Origin of the sequence: Sinorhizobium sp. M4_45 (assembly GCF_002885915.1) — a bacterium.
Taxonomy (GTDB): domain Bacteria; phylum Pseudomonadota; class Alphaproteobacteria; order Rhizobiales; family Rhizobiaceae; genus Sinorhizobium; species Sinorhizobium meliloti_A.
Map to the genome: position 1 here is coordinate 47,837 of NZ_NWVE01000012.1, position 25,932 is coordinate 73,768.

The following is a 25,932-nucleotide window of genomic DNA, read 5'->3' on the forward strand; positions in this document are numbered from 1 at the left end:
AAATCCGGAAGGGGATACGGATGTTCGATGTCGATCTCTTGGTCAATGCGCTGACGACGCTGCTCGTCACGCTTGATCCGCCCGGCCTTGCGCCGATCTTCCTGAGCCTGACCGTCGGCTTGAGCCGGCAGCAGCGCTTCCAGGTCGCGACCCGCGGCTCGCTCATCGCTTTTTCCATCCTCGCCGCCTTTGCGCTTTTTGGCGACGGCATCCTCGGTCTGCTCGGCATCTCGATCGGCGCCTTCCGGATCGCCGGCGGCATGCTGCTCTTCTGGATCGCTTTCGAGATGATTTTCGAGAAACGCCAGGAGCGAAAGGAGAAGGCCGGGGAAACGGCGATCACGAAGGACCACCTTCACAATATCGCGGTCTTCCCTCTCGCACTGCCCCTGATCGCCGGGCCGGGAGCGATCTCGGCAACCATCCTTCTCGGCAGCTCCTTTCCCTCGGCATTGGATCGGGTGCAGCTCATCGTCGTCATCGCCGCATCGATGGCCATATTGTTCCTGGCGCTGGTGATCGCCGAGCGCATCGACCGGTTCCTGGGCGTCACCGGCCGGGCGATCCTTACCCGCCTCCTCGGCGTCATCCTTGCCGCCCTCGCCGTTCAATTCGTCGTGGACGGCGTGCGCTCGGCGTTTCAGGTCTGAAGGCATAACGAGAACGGCCCGCGACGAAGCGGGCCGGATGGGTCTCGGACTGGCTGGAGCAGTCGATCAGAACGGAATGTCGTCGTCGAGATCGCGCGAGAAGTTGCCGCCCTGGTTCGGCTGGTTCGATTGACCGCCGGACCGGGCGCCGCCCGAGGAGGACCGCGACTGATCGTATTCCTCGTAGCCGCCACCGCCGTAGTCGCTGCCGCCGCGGCCTGCGCCGCCGCCCTCGCCTCCGCGACCGTCGAGCATCGTCAGGGTCGAGTTGAAGCCCTGAAGGACGACCTCGGTCGAATAGCGGTCATTGCCGGTCTGATCCTGCCACTTGCGCGTCTGCAGCTGGCCTTCGATGTAGAGCTTGGCGCCTTTCTTCACATATTGTTCGACGACCTTGCAGAGGCCTTCGTTGAAGACGACGACCGTGTGCCACTCCGTCTTCTCGCGGCGCTCGCCTGAATTGCGGTCGCGCCAGGTCTCGGAGGTGGCAATTCTGAGGTTGGCGATCGGCCGGCCGTCCTGCGTGCGCCGGATTTCCGGGTCGGCCCCGACGTTTCCGATCAAGATCACCTTGTTGACGCTACCAGCCATATCGCTTTTCCCGTTTCTGCCGCCGGACCGCTCGGCCGGCTCTCCAATGTCTCATGTGCGAACACCTTAGCGGCCCGCCGCCGCCGATACGCCCCGTATCGCGCATAATCCACAGTTGATTTGGCGTGGATATGGCAGAGTTTGTTCTTTTTTTGTTCTAGTATTCCTCTATGATCCTGTCAACCGAATCGCAATTGAACCGCCTCTTTTGCCGATTGCGCCTCGACATGGGCGCGGCCGTCATTACATAGGGGGCTTTCAACCGACATACAAAGCTGGCCTTCCGATGAGCGAACTCAAGACCATCTCCATTCGCGGCGCTCGCGAGCACAATCTCAAGGGCATCGACCTTGATCTGCCGCGCAACAAGCTGATCGTGATGACCGGCCTTTCGGGCTCCGGGAAGTCCTCGCTTGCCTTCGACACGATCTACGCCGAGGGCCAGCGGCGCTATGTCGAGAGCCTTTCGGCCTATGCGCGCCAGTTCCTCGAAATGATGCAGAAGCCCGACGTCGATCAGATCGACGGGCTCTCGCCGGCGATCTCGATCGAGCAGAAGACCACGTCGCGCAACCCACGCTCGACTGTCGGAACCGTTACCGAGATCTACGACTATCTGCGCCTGCTCTTCGCGCGCGTCGGCGTGCCCTATTCTCCCGCTACGGGCCTGCCGATCGAAAGCCAGACCGTCAGCCAGATGGTCGACCGGGTGCTGGAGTTCGGCGAGGGAACGCGCCTCTATATGCTGGCCCCGCTCGTGCGCGGGCGCAAGGGCGAGTACAGAAAAGAACTCGCCGAGCTGATGAAGAAGGGCTTCCAGCGCGTAAAGGTAGACGGGCAATTTTACGAGATTGCCGACGTGCCGGCGCTCGACAAGAAATACAAGCACGACATCGACGTGGTCGTCGACCGTGTCGTGGTGCGGCCCGATATCGGAACCCGTCTCGCCGACAGTATCGAAACCTGCCTTACGCTCGCCGACGGCTTGGCGATCGCCGAATTCGCCGACCGCCCCCTGCCTCCGGAAGAGACCTCCGCCGGCGGCTCGGCCAACAAGTCGCTGAACGAAACCCATGAGCGGGTGCTGTTTTCCGAGAAGTTCGCCTGTCCCGTCTCGGGTTTCACCATTCCCGAGATCGAGCCGCGGCTTTTCTCCTTCAACAATCCCTTCGGAGCCTGCACGACCTGCGACGGGCTGGGCAGCCAGCAGAAGATCGACGAGGCGCTGATCGTTCCGGAGCCGAACCGCACCCTCAGGGACGGCGCCATCGCACCCTGGGCGAAATCCACGTCGCCCTACTACAACCAGACGCTCGAGGCCCTCGGCACGGTTTTCGGCTTCAAGCTCGGCAGTCGCTGGAGCGAGCTTTCCGAGGAAGCACAGGACGCGATTCTCCACGGCACGAAGGACAAGATCACCTTCCACTATCAGGACGGCGCCCGATCCTACAACACGACGAAAACGTTCGAGGGCATCGTGCCGAATCTCGAACGCCGCTGGAAAGAGACCGACAGCGCCTGGGCGCGCGAGGAGATCGAGCGCTATATGTCGGCAGCGCCCTGCCCCGCCTGTGCCGGTTACCGGCTGAAGCCGGAAGCGCTTGCCGTCAAGATCCACGCGCTGCATATCGGCGAGGTTTCCGATATGTCTATTCGCGCCGCACGCGACTGGTTCGAGGTCCTGCCCGAGTATCTCAGCACGAAGCAGAACGAGATCGCCGTGCGCATCCTCAAGGAGATCCGCGAGCGCCTGCGCTTCCTGAACGACGTCGGCCTCGAATATCTGAGCCTTTCGCGCAATTCCGGGACGCTTTCGGGCGGAGAAAGCCAGCGCATCCGGCTCGCGTCGCAGATCGGCTCAGGGTTGACGGGCGTTCTCTATGTTCTCGACGAGCCCTCGATCGGCCTTCACCAGCGCGACAATGCCCGCCTCCTGGATACGCTGAGGCATCTGCGCGACATCGGCAACACGGTCATTGTCGTGGAGCATGACGAGGATGCGATCCTGACGGCCGATTACGTCGTCGACATCGGCCCGGCGGCCGGCATTCACGGTGGCGAGGTCATTGCGGAAGGGACCCCTTCCGATATCATGTCCAATCCGAAATCGCTGACGGGGAAATATCTCTCCGGCGAGCTTTCCGTTGCCGTGCCCGGCGAACGGCGCAAACCGAAGAAGAAGAAGGAAGTCACCGTCGTCGGCGCGCGCGCCAACAATCTGAAGAACGTGACCGCATCGATCCCGCTCGGTGTCTTCACCGCCGTCACCGGGGTATCGGGCGGGGGCAAGTCCACTTTCCTGATCGAGACGCTCTACAAGGCTGCCGCCCGCCGCGTCATGGGCGCGCGCGAAAATCCGGCCGAACACGACCGGATCGACGGCTTCGAGCATATCGACAAGGTGATCGACATCGATCAGTCGCCGATCGGCCGCACGCCGCGCTCCAACCCGGCGACCTATACCGGAGCCTTCACGCCCATTCGCGACTGGTTCGCCGGGCTGCCGGAAGCAAAGGCGCGCGGCTACCAGCCGGGCCGCTTCTCCTTCAACGTCAAGGGCGGCCGCTGCGAGGCCTGTCAGGGGGACGGCGTCATCAAGATCGAGATGCACTTCCTGCCGGATGTCTACGTCACCTGCGACGTGTGTCACGGCAAGCGCTACAATCGAGAGACCCTGGACGTTCACTTCAAGGGCAAGTCGATCGCCGATGTGCTCGACATGACGGTGGAGGAAGGCGTCGAGTTCTTCGCGGCCGTTCCGGCGGTGCGCGACAAGCTGGTGACACTGAACCAGGTGGGCCTCGGCTATATCAAGATCGGCCAGCAGGCGAACACGCTTTCAGGCGGCGAAGCCCAGCGCGTCAAGCTCGCCAAGGAACTGTCGAAACGCTCAACCGGGCGCACGCTCTATATTCTCGACGAGCCGACAACAGGCTTGCATTTCCACGACGTAGCCAAGCTTCTTGAAGTTCTGCATGAGCTGGTCAATCAGGGTAACTCCGTGGTGGTCATCGAGCACAATCTCGAAGTCATCAAGACGGCCGACTGGATCATCGACTTCGGCCCGGAAGGCGGCGACGGCGGCGGCGAGGTCATTGCGCAGGGGACGCCGGAAGAGGTCGTGAAGGAGCAGCGCTCCTATACCGGCCAGTTCCTGAAGGAGCTTCTGGAGCGCCGGCCAGTAAAGAAGGTAGTTGCGGCGGAGTGATGTGGCCGGGCCGGACGCCTCGTGAAATCGGGTGGCGTCTCTGATTCGCCCCGGCTACAGCGGTTTTGCGCGTCTGAGTGAGCATCGAGGAGGAAGAGGATGGCAAATTCGGGACAAATCCGCATCGGCATCGGCGGATGGAACTTCGAACCCTGGGAAGGCGCCTTCTATCCGGACGATCTTCCGAAGAAGCGGCAGCTCGAATTCGCCGGCAAGGAATTGCGAACGATCGAGGTCAACGGCACCTATTACAGCTCACAGAAGCCGGCGACTTTTGCCAAGTGGGCGGCGGAGGTTCCCGACGGCTTCATTTTTTCGCTGAAGGCAAGCCGCTTCGTGACCAATCGCAGGGTCCTGTCCGAAGCCGGTGAATCCATGGAGCGGTTCCTGACCCAAGGACTGACGGAACTCGGCGACCGCCTCGGTCCCATTCTCTGGCAGTTTGCGCCGACCAAGAAATTCGACGCGGAGGATTTCGAGGGATTCTTGAAGCTCCTGCCGGATAAGCAGGACGGCCTGAAGCTCCGCCACGTGGTCGAGGTCCGCAACCCCAGCTTCCAGGTTCCGGACTTCGTCAAGCTCATTGAAAAATACAAGGTTGCCGTCGTTCTCGCCGAGCATGCGGACTACCCGATGATCGCCGATGTCACGAGTGATTTCGTCTATGCACGGCTGCAGAAGGGCAGCGATGAGGTGAAGACCTGCTATCCGCCGAAGGATCTCGATCGCTGGGCCGAGCGGCTGAAGACCTTTGCCGCCGGCGGTGAGCCGGACGACCTGGAGAAAGCTGCGTCGGAACGCAAGCCCGAGACGGCACCTCGCGACGTCTTTGCCTTCTTCATCTCCTCAGGCAAGGTCAACGCGCCGAACGGCGCCAGGGAACTGCAGAAACGCGTGGCCTAGGCGTGGCCATCGCCGAGGTCTTGTTGTTGAGCCCCTCTGGCAGGCCAGAGGGGCAGCAAGATCACCGCATCCGAATCACCAAACGGGCCGCTTCACACACCCACCTGATTCGCAATCGCGAGTAGCGCTGGGCCACGTCTTTTACCCGCTTTTTCATCCATAAAAATTTGAATTTCGGCCTGCCGCTAGCTCATCTTCGCAGGCAAGCGGTGGAAGTCCCTGTTTTTCAACGGATTGATCGATGTCCCCGTTTTCCACAGTCGACCCACACAAGATATAGCGCCCAAACTTCCGTCACAAACCACCCCTTGACGCCCCGAGGCGATTCACGGTTAATGGATTTCACGTTGCGACGGCGGCGGACCGGGAAGTTTAGAGGCCGGTTCACACCCCCAAATCGTCGGTTCCGACATGCGGCCCGGGCGAATGAGCCCGAGCGGCTGCAGTGGCGGAATTTTGCGCGAAATTTGGGTCGCCAAAGCGGCATTTCGAGCTGGCGTAAAGAGCCTGTTAATACTATATTTAGTGTTTGCAGCCAGCATCATCACAAGATACAGGGTTACCCAGGAGCTGGGTTTCCTCACATCGACAGAAATTTTCAGGCTGGCTGCGAGATCCATCGCGGCCGGGCGAGGTTAACTGCGCTTTAGCGCATGGCAACAAAGGACGGGACAATGAAGATCGAGCGTCGTTTCACGAAGGCAGGGCAATCCGCCTATGCCGAGATTGAGTTCCGCAAGGCGACGAGTGAGATCAAGAACCCGGACGGGTCCGTGGTCTTCCGCCTTGCGGATATCGACGTGCCGGCGCAGTTCTCGCAGGTCGCCGCCGATATTCTCGCCCAGAAATATTTCCGCAAGGCCGGCGTGCCGGCAAAACTGAAGCGCGTCGAGGAAAACGACGTGCCGTCCTTCCTCTGGCGCTCGGTTCCGGACGCCGACGCGCTGAAGGCGCTGCCGAAGGAAGAGCAGTACGGTTCCGAAACCGATGCCCGCCAGGTTTTCGATCGTCTGGCCGGCACTTGGGCCTATTGGGGCTGGAAGGGCGGCTATTTCGACACGGAAGAGGACGCCAGCGCCTTCCGTGACGAGCTCGCCTACATGCTCGCCACCCAGCGCGTTGCTCCGAACTCGCCGCAATGGTTCAACACCGGCCTCCACTGGGCCTATGGCATCGACGGCCCCGGCCAGGGCCACTTCTACGTCGATCCCTTCACCGGCAAGCTGACGAAGTCCAAGTCTGCCTACGAACACCCGCAGCCGCACGCCTGCTTCATTCAGTCGGTCGCGGACGACCTCGTCAACGAGGGCGGCATCATGGATCTCTGGGTGCGCGAGGCGCGCCTCTTCAAATACGGCTCCGGTACCGGCTCGAACTTCTCGCATCTGCGCGCCGAAGGCGAAAGGCTCTCGGGCGGCGGCAAGTCCTCGGGCCTCATGAGCTTCCTGAAGATCGGCGACCGCGCCGCGGGCGCCATCAAGTCGGGCGGCACGACGCGCCGCGCCGCCAAGATGGTCGTCGTCGATATCGACCATCCCGACATCGAGGAATATATCAACTGGAAGGTCAAGGAAGAGCAGAAGGTCGCCGCCCTCGTCACCGGCTCGAAGATCGTCGCCAAGCACCTGAAGGCGATCATGAAGGCCTGCATCAATTGCGACGGCAGCGACGATGCCTGCTTCGATCCCAAGCAGAACCCGGCGCTGAAGCGCGAGATCCGCGCCGCCAAGCAGGCGCTGGTTCCGGAAAACTATGTCAAACGCGTCATTCAGTTCGCGCGTCAGGGTTATAAGGACATCCAGTTCAAGACCTATGACACGGATTGGGATTCGGAGGCCTATCTCACGGTTTCCGGCCAGAATTCCAACAACTCGGTCTCGATCAAGGACGACTTCCTGCGCGCCGTGGAGGCGGATGGCGATTGGCACCTGACCGCCCGCAAGGACGGCCGCGTCATGAAGACCCTGAAGGCGCGCGATCTCTGGGAGTCGATCTCCCACGCCGCCTGGGCCTCGGCCGATCCGGGCCTGCACTTCAACACGACGATGAACGACTGGCACACCTGCCCGGCTGCAGGCCCGATCCGCGCATCGAACCCGTGCTCGGAATACATGTTCCTCGACGACACGGCTTGCAATCTCGCCTCGCTCAACCTGATGCAGTTCAAGGATGCCGCGACCAAGCGGATCAATATCGGCGACTACGAGCATGCCGTCCGTCTTTGGACGGTCGTTCTCGAAGTCTCGGTGATGATGGCGCAGTTCCCGTCCCGCGAGATCGCAGAGCTCTCCTACGAATACCGCACGCTCGGCCTCGGCTATGCGAATATCGGCGGCCTGCTGATGTCGTCAGGCATTCCCTATGACTCCCCCGAGGGCCGCGCCATCGCCGGCGCGCTGACCGCGATCATGACCGGCGTCGCCTATGCCACCTCGGCCGAGATCTCCGCAAAGCTCGGCCCCTTCCCCGGCTTTGCGCCCAACCGCGACAACATGCTGCGCGTCATGCGCAATCACCGCCGCGCGGCTCACGGCGAGACCGCCGGTTATGAGGGCCTGTCCGTCAACCCGGTCGCGCTCGTCCACGGCGATTGCCCGGACCAGGACCTGATCGCCCATGCCAAGAGCGCCTGGGACAAGGCGGTCGAGCTCGGCGAGAAGCACGGCTACCGCAACGCCCAGGCCACCGTGATCGCGCCGACCGGTACGATCGGGCTCGTAATGGATTGCGACACGACCGGCATCGAACCCGATTTCGCCCTGGTGAAGTTCAAGAAGCTCGCCGGCGGCGGCTACTTCAAGATCATCAACCGTGCCGTTCCCGAGGCGTTGCGCACGCTCGGCTACTCGGAAAGCCAGATCGCCGAGATGGAGGCTTATGCCGTCGGCCACGGCAACCTCAACCAGGCGCCCGCCATCAACCCGACGACGTTGAAGGCCAAGGGCTTCACCGACGAGAAGATCGAAGCCGTCAATGCGGCGCTTAAAGCTGCTTTCGACATCAAGTTCGTCTTCAACCAGTGGACGCTCGGCGCCGACTTCCTCAAGGCGACGCTGAAGGTCAGCGACGAGCAGCTTGCCTCAATGGACTTCAACCTGCTCGAGCATCTGGGCTTCTCCAGAAAGGACATCGAAGCCGCCAACATCCATGTCTGCGGCGCGATGACGCTCGAAGGAGCACCGTTCCTGAAAGCAGAGCACCTGCCGGTCTTCGATTGCGCCAATCCCTGCGGCAAGATCGGCAAGCGCTACCTCTCGGTCGAAAGCCATATCCGCATGATGGCGGCCGCCCAGCCCTTCATTTCGGGTGCAATCTCCAAGACGATCAACATGCCGAACGAGGCGACCGTCGAGGATTGCAAGAACGCCTACATGCTCTCCTGGAAGCTCGCGCTGAAGGCGAATGCGCTCTACCGCGACGGTTCCAAGCTCTCGCAGCCGCTGAACGCCTCGCTGATCGAGGATGAGGAAGACGAGGACGCGATCGAAGAGCTGATGCAGGCGCCGGCAGCCGCCCAGGCGGTCGCCGTCACCGAGAAGATCATCGAGCGCGTCATCGAGAAGGTAGTGCGCGCCCGCGAGAAACTGCCGAACCGTCGCCAGGGCTATACCCAGAAGGCGATCGTCGGCGGCCACAAGGTGTATCTGCGCACCGGCGAATTCGGTGATGGACGCCTCGGCGAGATCTTCATCGACATGCACAAGGAAGGTGCGGCCTTCCGGGCGATGATGAACAACTTCGCCATCGCCATTTCGCTCGGCCTGCAATATGGCGTGCCGCTCGAAGAATATGTGGAGGCCTTCACCTTCACCAAGTTCGAGCCGGCCGGCATGGTCCAGGGCAACGACGCGATCAAGAACGCGACGTCGATCCTCGACTATGTCTTCCGCGAGCTTGCCGTTTCCTATCTCGGCCGCCACGACCTTGCTCATGTCGACACCTCCGACTTCAGCAACACCGCGCTCGGCCGCGGCATTCAGGAAGGAAAGACCAACCTCGTCTCCACCGGCTGGACCCGCGGCTACAAGCCGTCCATCGTGGGCGGCACGGGCGAGCGCTCCGAACCGAAGGGGGCTTCGACGGCCGCCCCGGCCCGCGCCTCGGCCGGCGCTTCCGTCACTTCGATCTCCGGCAATGCCGTGCGCAAGCTGGAGCCGGCAATCGCCGCCGCCACCTCCGAAGTCGTCGCCTTCAAGCGCGATTACGAGGAACGGGCCGTCGAACTCGCCGAGGAGATTGCCGAAGAAGCGGAACAGGAGGTGACTGCCCTCTTCTCCGACAAGGCCGCGGCAGAGGCCGCTGCGGCGAAGTCCGAGGCAAAGAAGGTCGAAGCAGAACGCCGCGCCCGCTCGATCATGCAGGGCTATACCGGCAACATGTGCTCCGAGTGCCAGAACTTCACAATGGTGCGAAACGGCACGTGCGAGAAGTGCGACACATGCGGCGCCACGAGCGGGTGCAGCTGAGACAGGCGGCGGAAGTTGTAATCAGCCATTGGTTACGACGCACTCCCACTGAAATGACGCAGTAATAGATATGGCCGCCTCCCTGGAAGCGGCCATATCTCTGTTCTGCGGAGGGATTCTCAAAGTGGCAGCGGCTGAGAATAGTCCTATGCGTCGTTCGAATATGATCGATCGGCATTGAGCTGTTCTATCCGCGGGCTTCACGGAAGAGGAAACTCGGACTAGGCCGGCCGCGTCTCCTCCATCGAGCGCCTCACCGACATCCGCGCCCACCACGCAGCCAGATTCTCATGTTCCCGGAGCATCTCCTGCCCCTCCCGCGCCCTTAGGAAATAATCGAATATCGGGGCGGCATAGAGGTCGGCGAGCGACATGGTCTCGCCTGCGAGCCATGGCGACGCCCCCATGAGATCGGACATCGCCTTCAGGCAGGTCCTTGCTTTCGGCAGCGCTGCAGCGAATACCGCTTCGTCGGCAACTGCGCCGCTTGCCGGCTTTGAGACGCGCTCGACGTAGATCCCCCAGACCAAAGCGGGATAGGCGTAGTTGTCCGCGATGCTGACGATCTGGTTGGAGCGGGCGCGTTCCCGTGGATCGAGGGGCTGAAGCTGCCTCCCTTCGAATACCTCGTCGACATAGCGCGCTATCGCGCCGGTCTCATAAAGCCTGAAGCCTGCATGGTCGAAGGCGGGAATGCGGCCGAAGGGATGTCGCTCGAGGTAGTGCGGTGGCGGCCCCTCGGAAGCGAAGATGTCGACGGGGACGAGTTCGTAGCCGATCTCCTTCTCGGCCAGCACCAGCCGCACGATCCGCACGTAGACACTGTAGTCCGCTCCGAACAGGCGCGGTCTTTCCGTCATTGCATCCTCCCCTTGCATCAATATTTCGTCCTAAGATGTAGCCGGCCTTCGCGGCATCGATGCGACGAGACGCGGCAGCGTTCGTCTCACGAAGGAAAAAGCAAAGGAGTCAATGTGAAAGCGATGGACTGCCGCCTCGGGATACCGCAATTTATGCGCGTCTGACGAAGCAGAATCGGAGAGTTCATGTCCCTCAAATATTTGACCGCCCTATTGGCGCTTGCCGTCCTGTCGGGGTGCACCAGCACCGGCGGAAACAACACGACCTATGCTCAATGGTACGGACCGAATCCGGTTCCCAATTTCAGCGCCGCGAGCCCCGGCGGTGTTCGCGTAGGCTATTAAGCACCTGGACCGGCCAGGGAAGCTCGCGGAATTTCGCAGCCGCCTATGTTTTCAAGGTGTGGATTAACCGGTTCCCCTGACGGAGGCGGCACAGTCGCAGCGCCTCCGTTTTGCCGTTGCGAGCCGCCGCCGCTTGGGTCGCATTGGATTTGGCCGCGCAGAGGTGACGATGATCTCGGAGGCGATCACCTCGGCGGGATTAGACCGTGATAGTAATCCCCGTCACCGCCGACCACCCGGTCCCCGGTGTGCGAGCACGCCGCCAGCGTGGCGAGTGCGAGCAACAACACGATCTTGCGCATAGGCCCCCATACCTTTCCTAACAGTTTGACGGCCATTGATATTCTGCCATTCGCGCCGGATCAATTCCAAACCTGTCGATCTGCAACTTCTGCGACCAGTTGCCGGCCGAAGTTGGGACATGCGGTGCGCGGGCGCCTCCCGTGAGGCGCACCGCGACAGCCCTCTTCCTACGCGACTGAAACGAGTTCGTGCGCCGCGTTTCGGGCTTCGCTTCATGCTGTCGTTCTTAAAGCCGCTGTAGGGCTGGGCGACATGCTTCAGAAAGGCGTCGGGGGTACGACGCCGGTATAGTATTGGCCTTCCCCCGCATAATACCGTTCGGCGCTGGGCCTTCCCGTTTGCGAGCACGCGCTGAGAACAAAGATCGCCAACAACAATACGATCGCGCGCATTGATTTACGTCCTTTCGTGAGTGACCTTCTTCAATATGACTTTTATGAACTAAATTTCCTGCCGGCGCAGAAGCCGCGCCGGTTCTCGGTTACGGCTGCGATTGTACATACCGTTCAACCGACGGTACACAAAATTGCGCAACGTTCAGCCCGCAGCCCTCGAATCGTTACGATTTTCTTAAAATTCGATCACCCGATTTCACCTGCTCGCAATCGCAGTCTGGCACAGGAAAGGATTATCGTGCCCGAGGACTGACAGGATGACCCAGGTCGTTACCATCTCCGCGACGACGGCGGCCTATGCGGCGGACGCATTGAAGCCGCCCACACGCCTGCGTAGCGATGGACCTGTCGACGAGGCAATCACACTGCTTTCCGCGCGCGGCCAAGAGCAGGCGCCGGTCCCGAAGATCAGAAGCGCGCTGCCGCTGCACCTCATGCTGATCGGCGCAGAGCGCCGTCTGCCGCAACAGACGCAGGCCGAAACGCTTCGCCGCTATCTCGAAAACGCGGAGGACGAAGACGGCCGCGAAGAAGATCGCCGGCAGGAAGATGGACCTGCCGGCGACGAACCGGAGCAAGTTGCGCTCACCGACATGCTCGACCGGTTCATTCAGGGAACCTGAACCGATCAAGGTTCACGCCGGCAGCTATTGATGGCTATGCCCGGAATGAGCGCTGCCCGCCGCCGTGCCGACCGGCAGGACATAGTCGACCTCGCCGGCCTTCTCGAAGGTAAGCGTCACCGGCACCATGTCGCCCTCGGCAAAGGGCTTCTTCACCTCCATGAACATGAGATGCAGGCTGCCGTTCTTCAGCTCGACTGCTTCACCGGCGGGAACGGCGATCCCGTCCTCGAGCTTGCGCATTTTCATGACGTCGTTCTCCATCGTCATCTCGTGAAGTTCGACTCGACCCGCGGCCGGGCTCTCGACGGCAAGCAGGCGGTCGTCGGCACTGCCGTCGTTCCTGACCACGAAGCCGCCGCCGCCGACCTTGGCACCGGGCAGCATGGCCTTCACGGCTCCGCCCGAGATCTCGAGGTCGCCGACCTTGACCGCTTCGGCCGCGGACTGATGATGCCCCGCGTGAGCGGAGTGCTCATCGCCGCCTGTCGCCATGGTGACGGTGATCGTGGGCGCCGGATGCTCGAGGGAATGGGCGTCCTGGCCCTCCGCCGCCACCTGATCCCAGACCACCTTGCCGTCGGCGCCGCAAAGCTGCGTCGTCGGAAAGGTAAGCACGGTCTCCTTGTCGAAACCCGCGAGTTTCCCGCGCATGACGAAGGTGTCGTAATGTTCGTCGGGAAGGTTGCCGCCTTTCCAGCGGATTTCCAGCGGACCGGAGGAAACCTTGGTGCCGTGATCGTCATAGGTCTTCCGGTAGTCGCCCTTGATGATCTCCAGCTCCCAGCCGGGCTTCGGCTGGGGCTTGGCAAAGACGAACCCCTCCGGCAACTGCACCCGTACTTCGGTCGTCGCCTTGCCGTCGCAGCCATGCGGCACCTGAAGGGTGGCGTTGACGGTCGTTTCGGCCGGCGCACTATCCGTCTCGAATGTCGCATGGGCATGGGCGGGACCGGCCACGGCAACTGTGAGGCCGGTGGCAAGCAAGGAAAGTCTGATCTTGTTCATGTCGTAATCTCCGAACCACGTGCCGGAACGCGGCCTTCGTGGGTCAATGCCGCATAGCGGCGCAAGAAACTCTGGGTTGGATTCGAGGAGATCTACGGTTGGGCCGGCGGACCGCGCGGTGGCGGCAACAGGCGCAGGGGCAGAAGCACCGCCTCGGCGGCGACGATCGGCGTTCCGGCAATCCAGTTGCCGTTTTCGGCCGTCGAGCTTTCATCGGGCGCCGCCGGCAGGAGCACGGAGGCGGCGAGCCGGCACGCTTCGCAAACGGGAGCCGATGACGACGACTTGCCGTGGCCGGTGTCATGATCGACGCCGCCCGTGCCGAAGCAGATATCGGCGAAGGTGCCGTCGGGGAGAAGATATTCGGCGGAGATCGCCGGGCCGATGGCTTTCGCAAGGGCTGGCTTATGAGCGAAGGACAGGAATAGGAGTGCGAAGGCTGCGAGCAGCCGCACCCCAATTCCCCATTTCCGCTCGCGCCCCGTCATGGCCACCTCTCTTCGGTCTTCCCTATCCGCTGCCCAGGAAAATTGCAAAGGCCGATTTTGCCGCACCGGTCGCGGAGGATGAAGCCAGGGCGACAAAAATATGTTTGGTCGCGACATAGGCCCTTGCCAAAATCCGGCCTTCGCCGTTATCTGGATTCGACCTTGTTGGGAGAAACCGGTTCGATCCGGTGCCGAAGGAGCAACCGCCCCGGAAACTCTCAGGCCAAAGGACCAGCAAGGTGCCGGTAGGACTCTGGAGAGAAGCGTTCGCGCTCGCCGAAGGGATAACAATCTCAGGCAAAGGGACAGAGGGGGCTCGAATTTGTCGGCGCATGACGCCGGTATTGTGAGCCGGCGCGAAGACGCGCCAGACCTGGAGGCCGGACTTGGAAGACGTTTCCACCTTGAAACACACGCCGTTGCACGCGCTGCATCTTTCGCTCGGTGCGCGCATGGTGCCCTTCGCCGGCTATGACATGCCGGTCCAGTACCCGGAAGGCGTATTGAAGGAGCACCTGCATACCCGCGCCGCCGCCGGCCTTTTCGACGTGTCACACATGGGGCAGATCGTCGTGCGGCCGAAATCGGGAAAAGTCGAGGACGCGGCGCTGGCGCTCGAAAAGCTCGTGCCGGCGGATGTGCTCGGCCTCCGGGAGGGCCGGCAACGCTACGGCCTCTTCACCAATGCCGCAGGCGGTATTCTCGACGACCTGATGATCGTCAATCGCGGCGATCATCTCTTTCTGGTCGTCAACGCGGCCTGCAAGGATGCCGATCTTGCGCATCTCAAGGACGGTCTCGGCAGCGCCTGCGACGTGACCATGCTGACAGACCGTGCCCTGATCGCCCTTCAGGGGCCCCGGGCCGGAGCGGTTCTGTGCGAGCTGTGGGCGGACGTCGCGTCGATGCGCTTCATGGATGTCGCCGAAGCCGACCTTCACGACGTGAGCTGTATCATCTCCCGCTCCGGCTACACCGGAGAGGATGGCTTCGAGATTTCCATTCCCGCCGACGCGGCTGTGGATGTGACGCAGCGCCTGCTCGAACATCCCGACGTCCTGCCCATCGGGCTCGGCGCGCGCGACTCGCTCCGCCTCGAAGCGGGGCTTTGTCTCTATGGCAACGATATCGACACGAATACGAGCCCCATCGAAGCGGGCCTCGAATGGGCCCTCCAGAAAAGCCGCCGCGCCGGCGGTGAGCGCGCCGGCGGCTTTCCGGGCGCCGGCCGGATACTGGCCGAGCTCACGGACGGAGTTTCCAGGCGGCGTGTCGGCCTGAGGCCCGAAGGCCGGGCGCCCGTGCGCGGCAATGCCAATCTCTTTGCCGATGCGGAGGGCAGGACGGCGGCAGGAACCGTCACCTCCGGCGGCTTCGGACCGAGCGTGGATGGACCGGTCGCCATGGGCTATGTCGCCGCCGAGCACGCCGAAATCGGCACCAGACTGTTCGCAGAGGTGCGCGGCAAATACCTGCCCATCGCCGTCACTGCCCTGCCCTTCATCAAACAAACCTACAAACGCTGATCAGGAGAACCTGCGTATGCTGAAATTCACCGAGGAACACGAATGGCTGAAGATCGACGGCGACGTCGCGACCGTAGGCATCACCGAGCATGCCGCGGGCCAGCTCGGCGATCTTGTCTTCGTGGAGCTGCCGGAAGCGGGTGCCAGCTTCTCCAAGGGCGACTCGGCCGCGACGGTCGAGTCCGTCAAGGCGGCATCGGACGTCTATTGTCCGCTTGATGGCGAAATCGTCGAGGTCAATCAGGCGATCGTCGACGATCCGTCGCTCGTCAACAGCGATCCGCAAGGCGCGGCCTGGTTCTTCAAACTGAAGCTCGCCGATCCGGACGCTGCCAATGCGCTCCTGGACGAAGCGGCCTACAAGGAGTTCGTCGCCTGATGAGCATGCCCAAGGACTTTACCTTTACCGATTACAAGCCTTACGACTTCGCCAATCGACGTCACATCGGCCCTTCGCCGGCCGAGATGGACGAGATGCTGAAGGTCGTCGGCTATCCCAGTCTCGACGCGCTCATCGACGACACCGTGCCGCCGTCGATCCGCCAGCGGACGCCGCTTGCCTGGGGCGAGCCGATGACGGAGCGCGAGGCACTCGACAAGCTGCGCCAGACGGCGAACCGCAACCGGAAGCTCGTGTCTCTGATCGGTCAGGGCTACTACGGGACCATTACCCCGCCGGTCATCCAGCGCAATATCCTCGAGAACCCGGCCTGGTACACCGCCTATACGCCCTATCAGCCGGAAATCAGTCAGGGGCGGCTGGAAGCCCTGCTCAACTACCAGACCATGGTTTGCGATCTGACCGGGCTGGACGTCGCGAACGCCTCGCTGCTCGACGAGGCGACGGCAGCAGCCGAAGCCATGGCCATTGCGGAGCGCGTTGCAAAGTCCAAGGCGAAGGCGTTTTTCATCGATGAGAACTGCCATCCCCAGACGATTGCGCTCCTGAAGACCCGGGCGGAGCCGCTCGGCTGGCAGATCGTCGTCGGCGATCCCTTCGAGGATCTGGACGCTGCCGGCGTCTTCGGCGCGATCTTCCAGTACCCCGGCACTTACGGCCATGTCCGCGACTTCTCGGGCCTGATCGCCAAGCTCCACGAGCAGGGTGCAATCGCCGCCGTCGCAGCCGATCCGCTGGCGCTGGCGCTTCTGAAGTCTCCGGGGGAAATGGGCGCCGACATCGCGATCGGTTCTACCCAGCGCTTCGGCGTGCCGGTCGGCTACGGCGGTCCCCACGCCGCCTATATGGCGGTCAAGGACGCCTACAAGCGCTCCATGCCCGGCCGCCTCGTGGGCGTGTCGGTCGATGCACGGGGCAACCGCGCCTACCGGCTGTCGCTCCAGACCCGTGAGCAGCATATCCGGCGCGAGAAAGCGACATCGAACATCTGTACCGCGCAGGTACTGCTTGCCGTCATGGCCTCCATGTATGCGGTCTTCCATGGTCCGGACGGATTAAAGGCGATCGCCCAGAGCGTGCACCAGAAGACGGTGCGGCTTGCCATGGGATTGGAAAAGCTCGGCTATACCGTCGAACCGGATGTCTTCTTCGATACGATCACCGTCGAAGTCGGCAAGCTGCAGGGCATCATCCTCAAAGCCGCCGTGGCCGAGGAGGTAAACCTTCGCAAGATCGGAACGACCAGGATCGGCATCAGTCTCGACGAACGTTCTCGGCCGGTCACGCTCGAGGCCGTCTGGCGCGCCTTCGGCGGCGATTTCAAGGTCGAGGAATTCGAACCGGACTACCGCCTGCCGCAGGAACTGCTGCGCACCAGCGCCTATCTCACCCATCCGATCTTTCACATGAACCGCGCCGAGAGCGAGATGACGCGCTACATGCGCCGCCTCGCCGATCGCGATCTTGCGCTCGACCGCGCAATGATCCCGCTCGGCTCCTGCACGATGAAACTCAACGCGACAGCGGAAATGCTGCCGATCACTTGGCCGGAGTTTTCGGAAATCCATCCCTTCGTGCCGACCGACCAGGCACTCGGCTATCAGCATCTGATCGAAGACCTGTCGCAAAAGCTCTGCGCGATCACCGGTTATGATGCGATCTCGATGCAGCCGAACTCGGGCGCCCAAGGTGAATATGCCGGGCTGCTCGCGATCCGCGCCTACCATATCGCCAACGGCAACGCACATCGCGACGTCTGCCTGATACCGACATCGGCGCACGGCACGAATCCGGCCTCGGCGCAAATGGCCGGCATGAAGGTGGTGGTCGTCAAGGTAAGCGACGCCGGCGAGATCGACATGGACGATTTCCGCGCCAAGGCGGAGCAGTATGCGGACTCCCTCTCCTGCTGCATGATCACCTATCCCTCGACGCACGGCGTGTTCGAGGAGAACGTCCGCGAGGTCTGTGAGGTCGTGCATAAGCATGGCGGCCAGGTTTATCTGGACGGCGCCAACATGAATGCGATGGTTGGCCTTTCCCGCCCCGGCGACATCGGCTCGGATGTCAGTCATTTGAACCTGCACAAGACCTTCTGCATTCCGCATGGCGGCGGCGGTCCCGGCATGGGCCCGATCGGCGTCAAGTCGCATCTCGCCCCCTTCCTTCCGGGACACCCGCAGACCGACGGGCACGAGGGCGCCGTTTCCGCCGCACCGTTCGGGTCGGCCTCGATCCTGCCGATCTCCTGGAGCTACTGCCTGATGATGGGCGGCGAAGGCCTGACGCAAGCGACCAAGGTCGCGATTCTCAACGCCAATTACGTCGCCGCCCGGCTGAAGGGTGCTTATGACGTGCTCTACAAGTCGGCGAAAGGCCGGGTCGCGCATGAATGCATCGTCGACACCCGTCCGCTCGCCGAACGCGCCGGCGTCACGGTCGACGACGTCGCCAAGCGCCTGATCGACTGCGGCTTCCATGCGCCGACGATGAGCTGGCCGGTCGCGGGCACACTGATGATCGAACCCACGGAATCGGAAACGAAGGCCGAGCTCGACCGCTTCTGCGACGCCATGCTGGCAATCCGCGAAGAGGCCCGCGCCATCGAGGACGGCCGGATGGACAAGGTCAACAATCCGCTGAAGAACGCGCCGCATACGGTCGAGGACCTCGTCGGCGACTGGGACCGGCCCTATTCGCGCGAGCAGGCCTGTTTCCCACCAGGCGCCTTCCGCGTGGACAAATACTGGTCGCCGGTCAACCGTGTCGACAATGTCTATGGCGACCGCAATCTCGTCTGCACCTGCCCGCCGATCGAGAGCTACGCGGAAGCGGCGGAATGACGATGTGATCCGATCGGGTGCGGTTCAAGGGCCGCGCCTGCCTGCTACGTCAAAAAGCCCGGCTAAGCCGGGCTTTTTGCTGGTCTAAGCATTTCCAGGAGAAGTGTGCAGCGGTTTTCGGTCGGGAAGGTAATTTCAAGGCCTTAGACTAGAGGGGTTCACCAACGGTTCCTCTAAAAAAGAAAAAGCCGCCCGGAGGCGGCCTCTTCCTATCCTTGAGAGATGCGATTACTCGGCGCTCTCGTCCGCAGCCTTCTTCTTGGCCGGGGCCTTCTTCTTCGGCGCGGCGGCTTCTTCGCCCTCGCCGGCTTCGGCCTTGGCGGCCGCCTTCTTCTTGGAGGCCGTCTTCTTGGCCGGCTTTTCGTCGGCTTCGTCGTCAGCCGTCAGCTCTTCCTTCGAGACCTTCTTGTCGGTCACCGAAACCTCGGTGAGCAGGTGGTCGACAACCTTCTCCTCGAAGAGCGGTGCGCGCAACGAGGCGGCAGCACCGGGCGTGTTGCGGAAGTATTCGAGGATTTCCTTTTCCTGTCCGGGGAACTGGCGCAGCTGCTCGAACAGCGAACGCTGCATCTCGTCATCGCTGACCTGGACGCCGGCCTTTTCGCCGATTTCGGAGAGAACCAGGCCGAGGCGGACGCGACGCTCGGCGAGCTTGCGATATTCGGCGCGCGCTTCTTCTTCCGTCGTGTCTTCATCGGCGAAGGTCTTGCCGGCCTGCTGCAGGTCGGTGTTGATCTGGCGCCAGATGTTCTCGAACTCGGCATCGACGAGTCGCTCGGGCGTATCGAACTGATAGAGTTCGTCGAGCTGATCGAGAAGCTGGCGCTTGACCTTCTGGCGGGTGATCGAGCCGAACTGGCTTTCGATCTGGCCGCGCACGATTTCCTTCAGCTTGTCGACGGATTCGAGGCCGAGCTTCGTTGCCAGCTCGTCGTTGATCTCGATCGGGGCAGCGGCAGCGACATCCTTGACGGTGATGTCGAAGGTTGCTTCCTTGCCGGCAAGGTTGGCTGCCGGATAATCGGCCGGGAACGTGACCGTAATGGTCTTTTCATCGCCGGCCTTTACGCCGACAAGCTGCTCCTCGAAGCCCGGGATGAAGCGGTTGGACCCGAGCACGAGCTCCGCATCTTCGTCCTTGCCGCCGTCAAAGGCTTCGCCGTCGACCTTGCCGAGATAGTCGACCGTGACGCGGTCGCCATTGGCAGCCTTGCCCTTCTTCGATTCGTAAGTGCGGGCGCTCTCGGCGATGCGCTGGATCTGCTCGTTGACTTCATCCTCGCTGACGTCGACGACCTCACGGGTGACCTTAATGCCGCTTGCATCCTTGAGTTCGATCGGCGGAATGATTTCGTAGGCGACCGTGAATTCGAAATCGGCTTGGGCGCTCAGGATCTTGTCGGCTTCTGCCTCGTCCTCGGTCATCGCGATTTCGGGCTGGGTGGCCGACTTTTCGCCGCGGCTCGTGAGGATTTCCGTCGGCTTTTCACGAACGATCTCGTTGACGAGATCGGCCATGATCGACTTGCCGTAAACCTTCTTGAGGTGCGCAACCGGCACCTTGCCGGGACGGAAGCCGTTGATGCGAACACGATCCTTCACTTCGACGAGGCGCTCGTTCATCCGAGCCTGCATTTCGTCGGCCGGGATAACGACCTTGAGTTCGCGCTTCAGCCCTTGAGCGAGCGTTTCGATAACCTGCATGTTAAAACCTTCACTTCACGTTGACAGTGCTCTTCCCTTGAAAGGCTAGGCGAGCACGTGAGCCGATCCATTTGCCGGGAGTGGCTTTACGCAATTCCGACCGCTTTGCAAGCAAAATGGCGCCTTGCCGGCCCTCCCAGCGCCGAATACCGACGCGTGACTGCTATATCGTCCTGGTGCGGGTAGAGAGACTTGAACTCCCACGCCTTGCGGCACCAGAACCTAAATCTGGCGTGTCTACCAATTTCACCATACCCGCGTTCAGACGACCGCACCGCCCAATCGCATTCCTCACAAGATCTCATCAGCGGAATGCCGCGGATATTCTTGGGCCATGCGAAAGGTTCAGGGCTCCCGAGCGCGGCGTCTCTATAACACTCGTTTTCATCGGATCAAAGGGAAAATGCTCGCGCCCGTTGCCCGCTCGCAGCCACGGCTTCGAACGGGCAGCTCGAGGCTCCTTAGCAAAGGATGCCGGCAGAAACGTGATGCTGCGTTCCACCGCATGACAGCTACTGGATCCTCGCCCTCCATCGGCGGGACGGCGAACGGCAATCCGCGTTGCGCAATCCGCATATCTTCCATGTGGACATTGCACTGCACAAATCGATTTAAGGCCACTATATTCCAGATCAACGAAGCGCCGCGGTGATAGCCGAGTGGACGCCGGCGGGCATGATCGCCCGCAGCGGGAAATCCCGCGAAGATCCGAGCCTGAGCTCGACAGAATTCGAAGCAGCGCACTCCTCCTCCCATCGCCGCTTCGATAGGATTGGCAACACTCCTCCTCCCGGTTGCCAATCGCATTTATGACGCCCGCCGGTCCTCCTCCCCCCGACGGGCGTCATTTTCCCCTCAGATATTCCGTACGGCACCTCCGTCTGCCCATTATTTCGGCATTTTGCGATCGTCCGACGCTTGAGCCATGCACCATTTGCATAGGTGCCATTCCGGGCGGCCCCTAGCAGAATCCGGGGGTTCGGCCTATATTCCAATCATCGATCGGGCAGCGCACTCCTCCTCCCAGCGCGCCCGATACGGATTGGCGACACTCCTCCTCCCGGTTGCCAATCAGATCAAGCAACGCCCGCTGGACCTCCTCCCCCAGCGGGCGTTGTTTATTTCTGCCAACTCCCTTGCTCCGAGAATCGCACTACGTGCCGCGCGCTCTGATAGACCGCCAAGGTCTTTGGAACGGTCTGGAAATGCGCAAGAGGCCGGCATCGGCAACAAAAGGTTAAGCTCTGGTTAATGCCACCGAAAAGCTTTGCACGCCGCGCATGGGTGCGATGCAGCATTAGCTCTGTAATCCTGGCTCAAACCGATTATATTCCGGTTCATAAGATGACGGCCAGCAAGAGAGATAGAGCGCTGGCGAACGACCTAGAAAGGAATAGGATCATGAACCTCGCACGTTCTTTCAATAACTGGCGCAAGTATCGTCAGACCTGCAACGAGCTCGGCCGCATGAGCGACCGTGAGCTGACTGACCTTGGCATCGGCCGCGCAGACATCCCCTACGTTGCCCGTCAGGCAATCAAGTAAGCATCAAGCTTTCGCCAGATAATGGCCGTTCAAACGCCTTCCGGTTCTCCGGCGGGCGTTTTTTTATTCTGTTGAGTCGTTCTGATCTCGTGCAGCAATCCCTGCAAAAGCAACTTAACCGAAACTTAATCGATGGCGCATTTTCGGACCGGCCGAGATGCATGCCCACGAAATGATCGATGCACTGCACAAATGCATAGCAGATGCATCTACTTTGCACTCCATCTTCCAGTTAGACGAGCGTATAAGAACCTCAACGACGCAGACAATCACTGTCGCGAGCGATCTTCTTGAGGAAACGACCATGAACCCGATTCGCATTGCAAAAAGCTGGATCAACTACCGCCGTACCGTTGCCGAGCTGGGCAGCCTTTCCAACCACGCTCTGAACGATATCGGCATTACCCGCTACGACATCCGCAACATTGCGGCTCGCTCCTTCCGTTAATCGGATCGAGCATTGCTTGGCTTGAAGACGGCGCCCTCGGGCGCCGTTTTCGTTTCTTGGAAGCGACGGATGCCTGTGGTAGGAAGCCGCCCATGAACAAAACGACGTCCTCCCATTCGCCCATCCACATCATTGGCGGCGGCCTCGCCGGGTCGGAAGCCGCCTGGCAGATCGCCGAAGCGGGCGTGCCGGTCATCCTGCATGAAATGCGCGGCGTGCGCGGCACGGATGCGCACAAGACCGAGAGCCTCGCCGAACTCGTCTGCTCGAACTCTTTCCGCTCCGACGATGCGACCAGCAATGCCGTCGGCGTGCTTCATGCGGAGATGCGTCTTGCGGGCTCGCTCATCATGCGATGCGCCGATCTCAACCAAGTGCCCGCAGGCGGTGCGCTCGCCGTCGATCGCGAAGGCTTTGCCGAGGCCGTCAGCGCAGCGATCGCAGACCACCCGCTGATCACGGTTCTGCGGGAAGAGGTCGGGGGCCTGCCGCCGAAGGACTGGGATCTCGCCATCATTGCGACGGGCCCGCTTACAGCACCGGCCCTCGCCGAGGCGATCCGCGCGGAGACCGGCGCCGATGCCCTGGCCTTCTTCGACGCCATCGCACCGATCGTCCATGCCGACACGATCGACATGGATATCTGCTGGCATCAGTCGCGCTACGACAAGGTCGGCCCGGGCGGCACGGGCAAGGATTATATCAACTGCCCGCTCACACAGGAGCAGTATGACGCCTTCGTCGATGCGCTCATCGCCGGAGACAAGGCCGGCTTTAAGGAATGGGAAGGCACACCCTATTTCGACGGCTGCCTCCCGATCGAAGTCATGGCGGAGCGCGGCCGCGAGACCCTGCGTCACGGGCCGATGAAGCCGATGGGCCTCACCAACGCCCATAATCCCTCGGTCAAGCCCTATGCCGTGGTTCAGCTTAGGCAGGACAACGCGCTCGGCACGCTCTACAACATGGTCGGGTTCCAGACGAAACTGAAATACGGCGCGCAGGGCGAAGTCTTTCGGATGATTCCGGGGCTCCAAAACGCCGAGTTTGCGAGGCTCGGCGGCCTGCACCGCAACACCTATATCAACTCGCCGACGCTCCTCGACAATTCGCTGACGCTCAAGTCACGTCCGGGCTTGCGCTTTGCCGGCCAGATAACCGGCTGCGAGGGCTATGTGGAAAGCGCGAGCATCGGCCTCCTGGCGGGCCGCTTCGCCGCGGCGGAACGCAAAGGCGCCTCACCCGTCCTACCTCCGGTGACCACGGCCTTCGGTGCTCTCCTCAATCACATCACCGGCGGCCACATCGTCTCCGACGACGAACCGGGCAAGCGCTCGTTCCAGCCGATGAACATCAATTTCGGACTGTTTCCGCCGCTCGAACCGGGCGCCCTGACGAGGCCGGAGGGTGCCAAACGCTTCCGTGGAAAGGAGAAGGCGCTCGCCAAGAAGCAGGCGATGGCGTCACGCGCGCTGAGCGATTGCGCAAGCTGGCTCGGCAACGCCGTCTGACGAGCGACGAGAACTCCGTTGCGGATTCAGCCGGTCAGTCCAGACCCTGCGCCGCGTCACCCGGTGCTTCCAACTCCGATTTCGGACTGAAGGTGCCGAGCAGCCAGAGCGAAACCTCGGCTGCCTCGGCAGCCGTCCGAAATTCGAAAGCGTTGTCCAGATAGGCGAAATCCGGGAAGTGGACAATCAGCCCGCGCCCACTCTCGGACGTGTTGACCCGCACCTTGCCGGGCTGAATGACGTGGCAGACATAATGCGTGCCGTGCGATTGTATGAATCCGGCCTTGCCATCGTGCAGACGCAGGAAGATCGCCGTTCTGTCGACGGTCGAATGCAGCGCCCGGATCGCTTCGTCCGGGAATGCCCGGCCGAATTCCACGATCGCCGACCCGGCATCAGGATTGTCGGCGTCGCGCTCGGCGCGTGCGTTCATCCGAATATAAAACACGCAGACGGCGGCGATCGCCACCAGGAGCAGTAACCAAAGCATCGCGTGGGTCCCTTGATCGCGACGGGATTTCGATTGAGAAGGGTCATATCCCGCGAGACTTGCGCCAGCGTGACGGGCGAGCGCCTAGCGAATGAATCCTCGTCCAAGACGGGCGCTGTAGCACTTTTCGAAGGACTGCAATCTCTCCTCCTTCATCCCTGTGCTCATCACGGGGTGAGAGCAGCGCCGCGTCTGCGGCGCGGAGAGAGTTCTTTCAGCCCAAGGACTTGGTCTGGCTGGATTCCTGTGACAAGCACAGGAATGAGGGACCGGGGATGTGCGGCCAATACAACTCCGTTACGAATATGCGAGGGAACGGTCAACCTGTCACGCAATGAAAGGTCACGTCTACATTCTCGCGTCCAAACGAAGCGGGACGTGGTATACGGGCGTGACTTGGGGCCCTCCGCGCCGCCTCGCTATCTTCACGGTTTATGAAACGCGCCGAGGAGCGCGCCCTCTCCACCTCATCCCTGTGCTCGTCACAGGGATCCAGCAGCGCCGCGTCTGCGGCGCGGGAAGCGTTCTTTCAGCCCAAGGACTTGGGCTGACTGGATTCCTGTGACAAGCACAGGAATGAGGGCCGGGGATGTGCGGCTACTACATCGAAGCGAAACGGGACGCTGCATACGGGCGTGACCCGGGACCGTCCGCGCCGCCTCGCTATCTTCACGGTTTATGAAACGCGCCTAGGGACCGCACCCTCTCCACCCTCATCCTGTGCTCGTCACAGGGATGAGGCGATCAACAAGCGGCGGCGGGTATCTCAGCGGGCCTTCGTCTAAAACTGCCGGCGCCGGCTCGCCCGCCACATCCGCCATTGCCGCTGCCATTGCGGCGGCCGCAGTGGCTGACGGAGGATTCGTACTCCGGCGGCCTCCGCGCGATCGAACACCGGTTCGGCCAGGGCCACGGGAAGGAAAGCGGAGAAATTCCGGGCGGAGATCGCGCCTGCACTTTCACGTGCCTTGGCGAGATGATCGCGACCGAGGCCGCAGAAGGCGCGAACGGCCCTTTCGATCGCACTCTCGTCGGTTCCGGCAAGAAGCGTTTCCCGGTCGAGGCCCGTTGCGCTCAAAAGCTCGGCAGGAAGATAGACCTGGCCACGCCCGGTATGAACCGGCAGAAGCAGCAGGAGACCGGCGACCGTCTGAGCAACCCCGGCATGACCGGCTGCGTCTGATGATTTCGCAGCATTTTCGGGGTCCAGGATGAGAGATGAAAGCTGAATGAGCGCCGATGCGGTTTCACCGGCATAGCCCTCCAGCGCCGCCCTGTCCTGCATCGGGTCGTCGTAAAGATCGAAAATGCGTGCATCGATCATGTCCTGCAGAACGCGGACAGGAAGGTGATGCTCGCGGATGCAACGCAGGAGCGCTTCGGCCAGCGGATGCCCCGCGCCGTCCGACTGCTGGTTTTCGAGAATGTCACGCCACCACTGCAGCCGGATCTCGCCGGGGAGCGGCTCCTTGACCGTGTCGCGGACACGGGCGATCTCCGCGTAAAAGGCATAGAGCGCCGCGAGCGAGTGGCGCTTCTCTGCAGGAGAAAGCAGACAGGCCAGGTAGCGATCGCGGTCGGTGTCCCGCAAGGTTGCGAGAATCTGATCATCGGACTGTTGCACG

At 61.9% G+C, this 25,932-nt stretch carries 19 protein-coding genes, 1 tRNA gene and 1 riboswitch; of the genes, 12 read left to right on the plus strand and 8 right to left on the minus strand.

From position 1 onward, the window contains the following. The first annotated feature begins 20 nt into the window (after nucleotides 1-20). Entirely contained in the window at nucleotides 21-650 is a 630-nt protein-coding gene (locus CN933_RS26635; protein ID WP_018097702.1) for a MarC family protein, read from the plus strand. 66 nt (nucleotides 651-716) lie between these two features. Here CN933_RS26635 and CN933_RS26640 read toward each other — a convergent pair whose 3' ends face one another. After that, nucleotides 717-1,241 (minus strand): single-stranded DNA-binding protein, encoded by a 525-nt coding sequence (locus tag CN933_RS26640; RefSeq protein ID WP_018097703.1) that lies wholly within the window; start codon nucleotides 1,239-1,241, stop codon nucleotides 717-719. A gap of 286 nt (nucleotides 1,242-1,527) precedes the next feature. On the opposite strand from CN933_RS26640, the gene uvrA reads away from it, so the two are divergent. The 3 genes from uvrA to CN933_RS26655 all read left to right on the plus strand — a co-directional run bounded on the left by uvrA (nucleotide 1,528) and on the right by CN933_RS26655 (nucleotide 9,818). Continuing rightward, nucleotides 1,528-4,449, plus strand: a complete 2,922-nt coding sequence (gene uvrA / locus CN933_RS26645; RefSeq protein ID WP_018097704.1) for an excinuclease ABC subunit UvrA — start codon at nucleotides 1,528-1,530, stop codon at nucleotides 4,447-4,449. 99 nt (nucleotides 4,450-4,548) lie between these two features. Further along, nucleotides 4,549-5,352: a DUF72 domain-containing protein gene (locus tag CN933_RS26650; protein WP_018097705.1), complete on the plus strand. Its 804-nt coding sequence runs from the start codon at nucleotides 4,549-4,551 to the stop codon at nucleotides 5,350-5,352. Nucleotides 5,353-6,026: 674 nt separating this feature from the next. Next, entirely contained in the window at nucleotides 6,027-9,818 is a 3,792-nt protein-coding gene (locus CN933_RS26655) for a vitamin B12-dependent ribonucleotide reductase (protein WP_018097706.1), read from the plus strand. Nucleotides 9,819-10,039: 221 nt separating this feature from the next. On the opposite strand, the gene CN933_RS26660 is transcribed toward CN933_RS26655, so the two are convergent. Beyond that, nucleotides 10,040-10,678, minus strand: a complete 639-nt coding sequence (locus tag CN933_RS26660; protein ID WP_102762917.1) for a glutathione S-transferase family protein — start codon at nucleotides 10,676-10,678, stop codon at nucleotides 10,040-10,042. 186 nt (nucleotides 10,679-10,864) lie between these two features. Here CN933_RS26660 and CN933_RS26665 point away from each other — a divergent pair, with 186 nt between their 5' ends. Together CN933_RS26665 and CN933_RS26670 are read left to right on the plus strand one after the other, a co-directional pair. After that, entirely contained in the window at nucleotides 10,865-11,023 is a 159-nt protein-coding gene (locus CN933_RS26665) for a hypothetical protein (protein ID WP_018097708.1), read from the plus strand. A gap of 955 nt (nucleotides 11,024-11,978) precedes the next feature. After that, nucleotides 11,979-12,344, plus strand: coding sequence for a hypothetical protein (locus CN933_RS26670; protein WP_018097711.1), 366 nt, complete (start codon nucleotides 11,979-11,981; stop codon nucleotides 12,342-12,344). 24 nt (nucleotides 12,345-12,368) lie between these two features. Here CN933_RS26670 and CN933_RS26675 read toward each other — a convergent pair whose 3' ends face one another. Then, entirely contained in the window at nucleotides 12,369-13,352 is a 984-nt protein-coding gene (locus tag CN933_RS26675) for a DUF1775 domain-containing protein (RefSeq protein ID WP_018097712.1), read from the minus strand. Between the two features lie 92 nt (nucleotides 13,353-13,444). Then, a complete protein-coding gene (locus CN933_RS26680) occupies nucleotides 13,445-13,840 on the minus strand; it encodes a hypothetical protein (RefSeq protein ID WP_018097713.1) in 396 nt (131 codons plus the stop codon). A 156-nt stretch (nucleotides 13,841-13,996) separates the two neighbouring features. Next, a riboswitch (glycine riboswitch) is annotated at nucleotides 13,997-14,084 on the plus strand. Between the two features lie 142 nt (nucleotides 14,085-14,226). Between CN933_RS26680 and gcvT the strand changes: the two genes are divergently transcribed. The 3 genes from gcvT to gcvP are packed head-to-tail and all read left to right on the plus strand — an operon-like array spanning nucleotide 14,227 to nucleotide 18,609. Further along, nucleotides 14,227-15,366: a glycine cleavage system aminomethyltransferase GcvT gene (gene gcvT, locus CN933_RS26685; RefSeq protein ID WP_018097714.1), complete on the plus strand. Its 1,140-nt coding sequence runs from the start codon at nucleotides 14,227-14,229 to the stop codon at nucleotides 15,364-15,366. Nucleotides 15,367-15,382: 16 nt separating this feature from the next. Then, nucleotides 15,383-15,745, plus strand: a complete 363-nt coding sequence (gcvH, locus tag CN933_RS26690) for a glycine cleavage system protein GcvH (protein ID WP_003529528.1) — start codon at nucleotides 15,383-15,385, stop codon at nucleotides 15,743-15,745. Beyond that, the gene (gcvP, locus tag CN933_RS26695; RefSeq protein ID WP_018097715.1) at nucleotides 15,745-18,609 is read left to right on the plus strand and encodes an aminomethyl-transferring glycine dehydrogenase; all 2,865 of its coding nucleotides are present in this window, start codon (nucleotides 15,745-15,747) and stop codon (nucleotides 18,607-18,609) included. The genes gcvH and gcvP overlap by 1 nt, the downstream gene beginning before the upstream one ends. Nucleotides 18,610-18,837: 228 nt before the next feature. Here the strand turns inward: gcvP and tig are convergent, their stop codons facing one another. After that, nucleotides 18,838-20,313 (minus strand): trigger factor, encoded by a 1,476-nt coding sequence (gene tig / locus CN933_RS26700; RefSeq protein ID WP_018097716.1) that lies wholly within the window; start codon nucleotides 20,311-20,313, stop codon nucleotides 18,838-18,840. A 174-nt stretch (nucleotides 20,314-20,487) separates the two neighbouring features. After that, nucleotides 20,488-20,572 (minus strand) — tRNA-Leu (locus tag CN933_RS26705). A 1,142-nt stretch (nucleotides 20,573-21,714) separates the two neighbouring features. Here CN933_RS26705 and CN933_RS26715 point away from each other — a divergent pair. The 3 genes from CN933_RS26715 to trmFO all read left to right on the plus strand — a co-directional run bounded on the left by CN933_RS26715 (nucleotide 21,715) and on the right by trmFO (nucleotide 23,817). After that, on the plus strand, nucleotides 21,715-21,858 hold the full coding sequence (locus CN933_RS26715; RefSeq protein WP_003529522.1) for a DUF1127 domain-containing protein: 144 nt from the start codon (nucleotides 21,715-21,717) through the stop codon (nucleotides 21,856-21,858). Nucleotides 21,859-22,162: 304 nt separating this feature from the next. Next, the gene (locus CN933_RS26720; protein WP_003529520.1) at nucleotides 22,163-22,306 is read left to right on the plus strand and encodes a DUF1127 domain-containing protein; all 144 of its coding nucleotides are present in this window, start codon (nucleotides 22,163-22,165) and stop codon (nucleotides 22,304-22,306) included. A gap of 92 nt (nucleotides 22,307-22,398) precedes the next feature. Beyond that, nucleotides 22,399-23,817, plus strand: a complete 1,419-nt coding sequence (gene trmFO / locus CN933_RS26725; RefSeq protein WP_018097718.1) for a methylenetetrahydrofolate--tRNA-(uracil(54)-C(5))-methyltransferase (FADH(2)-oxidizing) TrmFO — start codon at nucleotides 22,399-22,401, stop codon at nucleotides 23,815-23,817. A gap of 34 nt (nucleotides 23,818-23,851) precedes the next feature. Here the strand turns inward: trmFO and CN933_RS26730 are convergent, their stop codons facing one another. Together CN933_RS26730 and CN933_RS26745 are read right to left on the minus strand one after the other, a co-directional pair. Continuing rightward, complete coding sequence (locus CN933_RS26730) at nucleotides 23,852-24,307, minus strand: hypothetical protein (RefSeq protein WP_018097719.1); 456 nt, start codon at nucleotides 24,305-24,307, stop codon at nucleotides 23,852-23,854. A 781-nt stretch (nucleotides 24,308-25,088) separates the two neighbouring features. Beyond that, nucleotides 25,089-25,931 (minus strand): phytoene/squalene synthase family protein, encoded by an 843-nt coding sequence (locus CN933_RS26745; protein WP_018097720.1) that lies wholly within the window; start codon nucleotides 25,929-25,931, stop codon nucleotides 25,089-25,091. Between the last annotated feature and the right edge of the window lies 1 nt (nucleotide 25,932).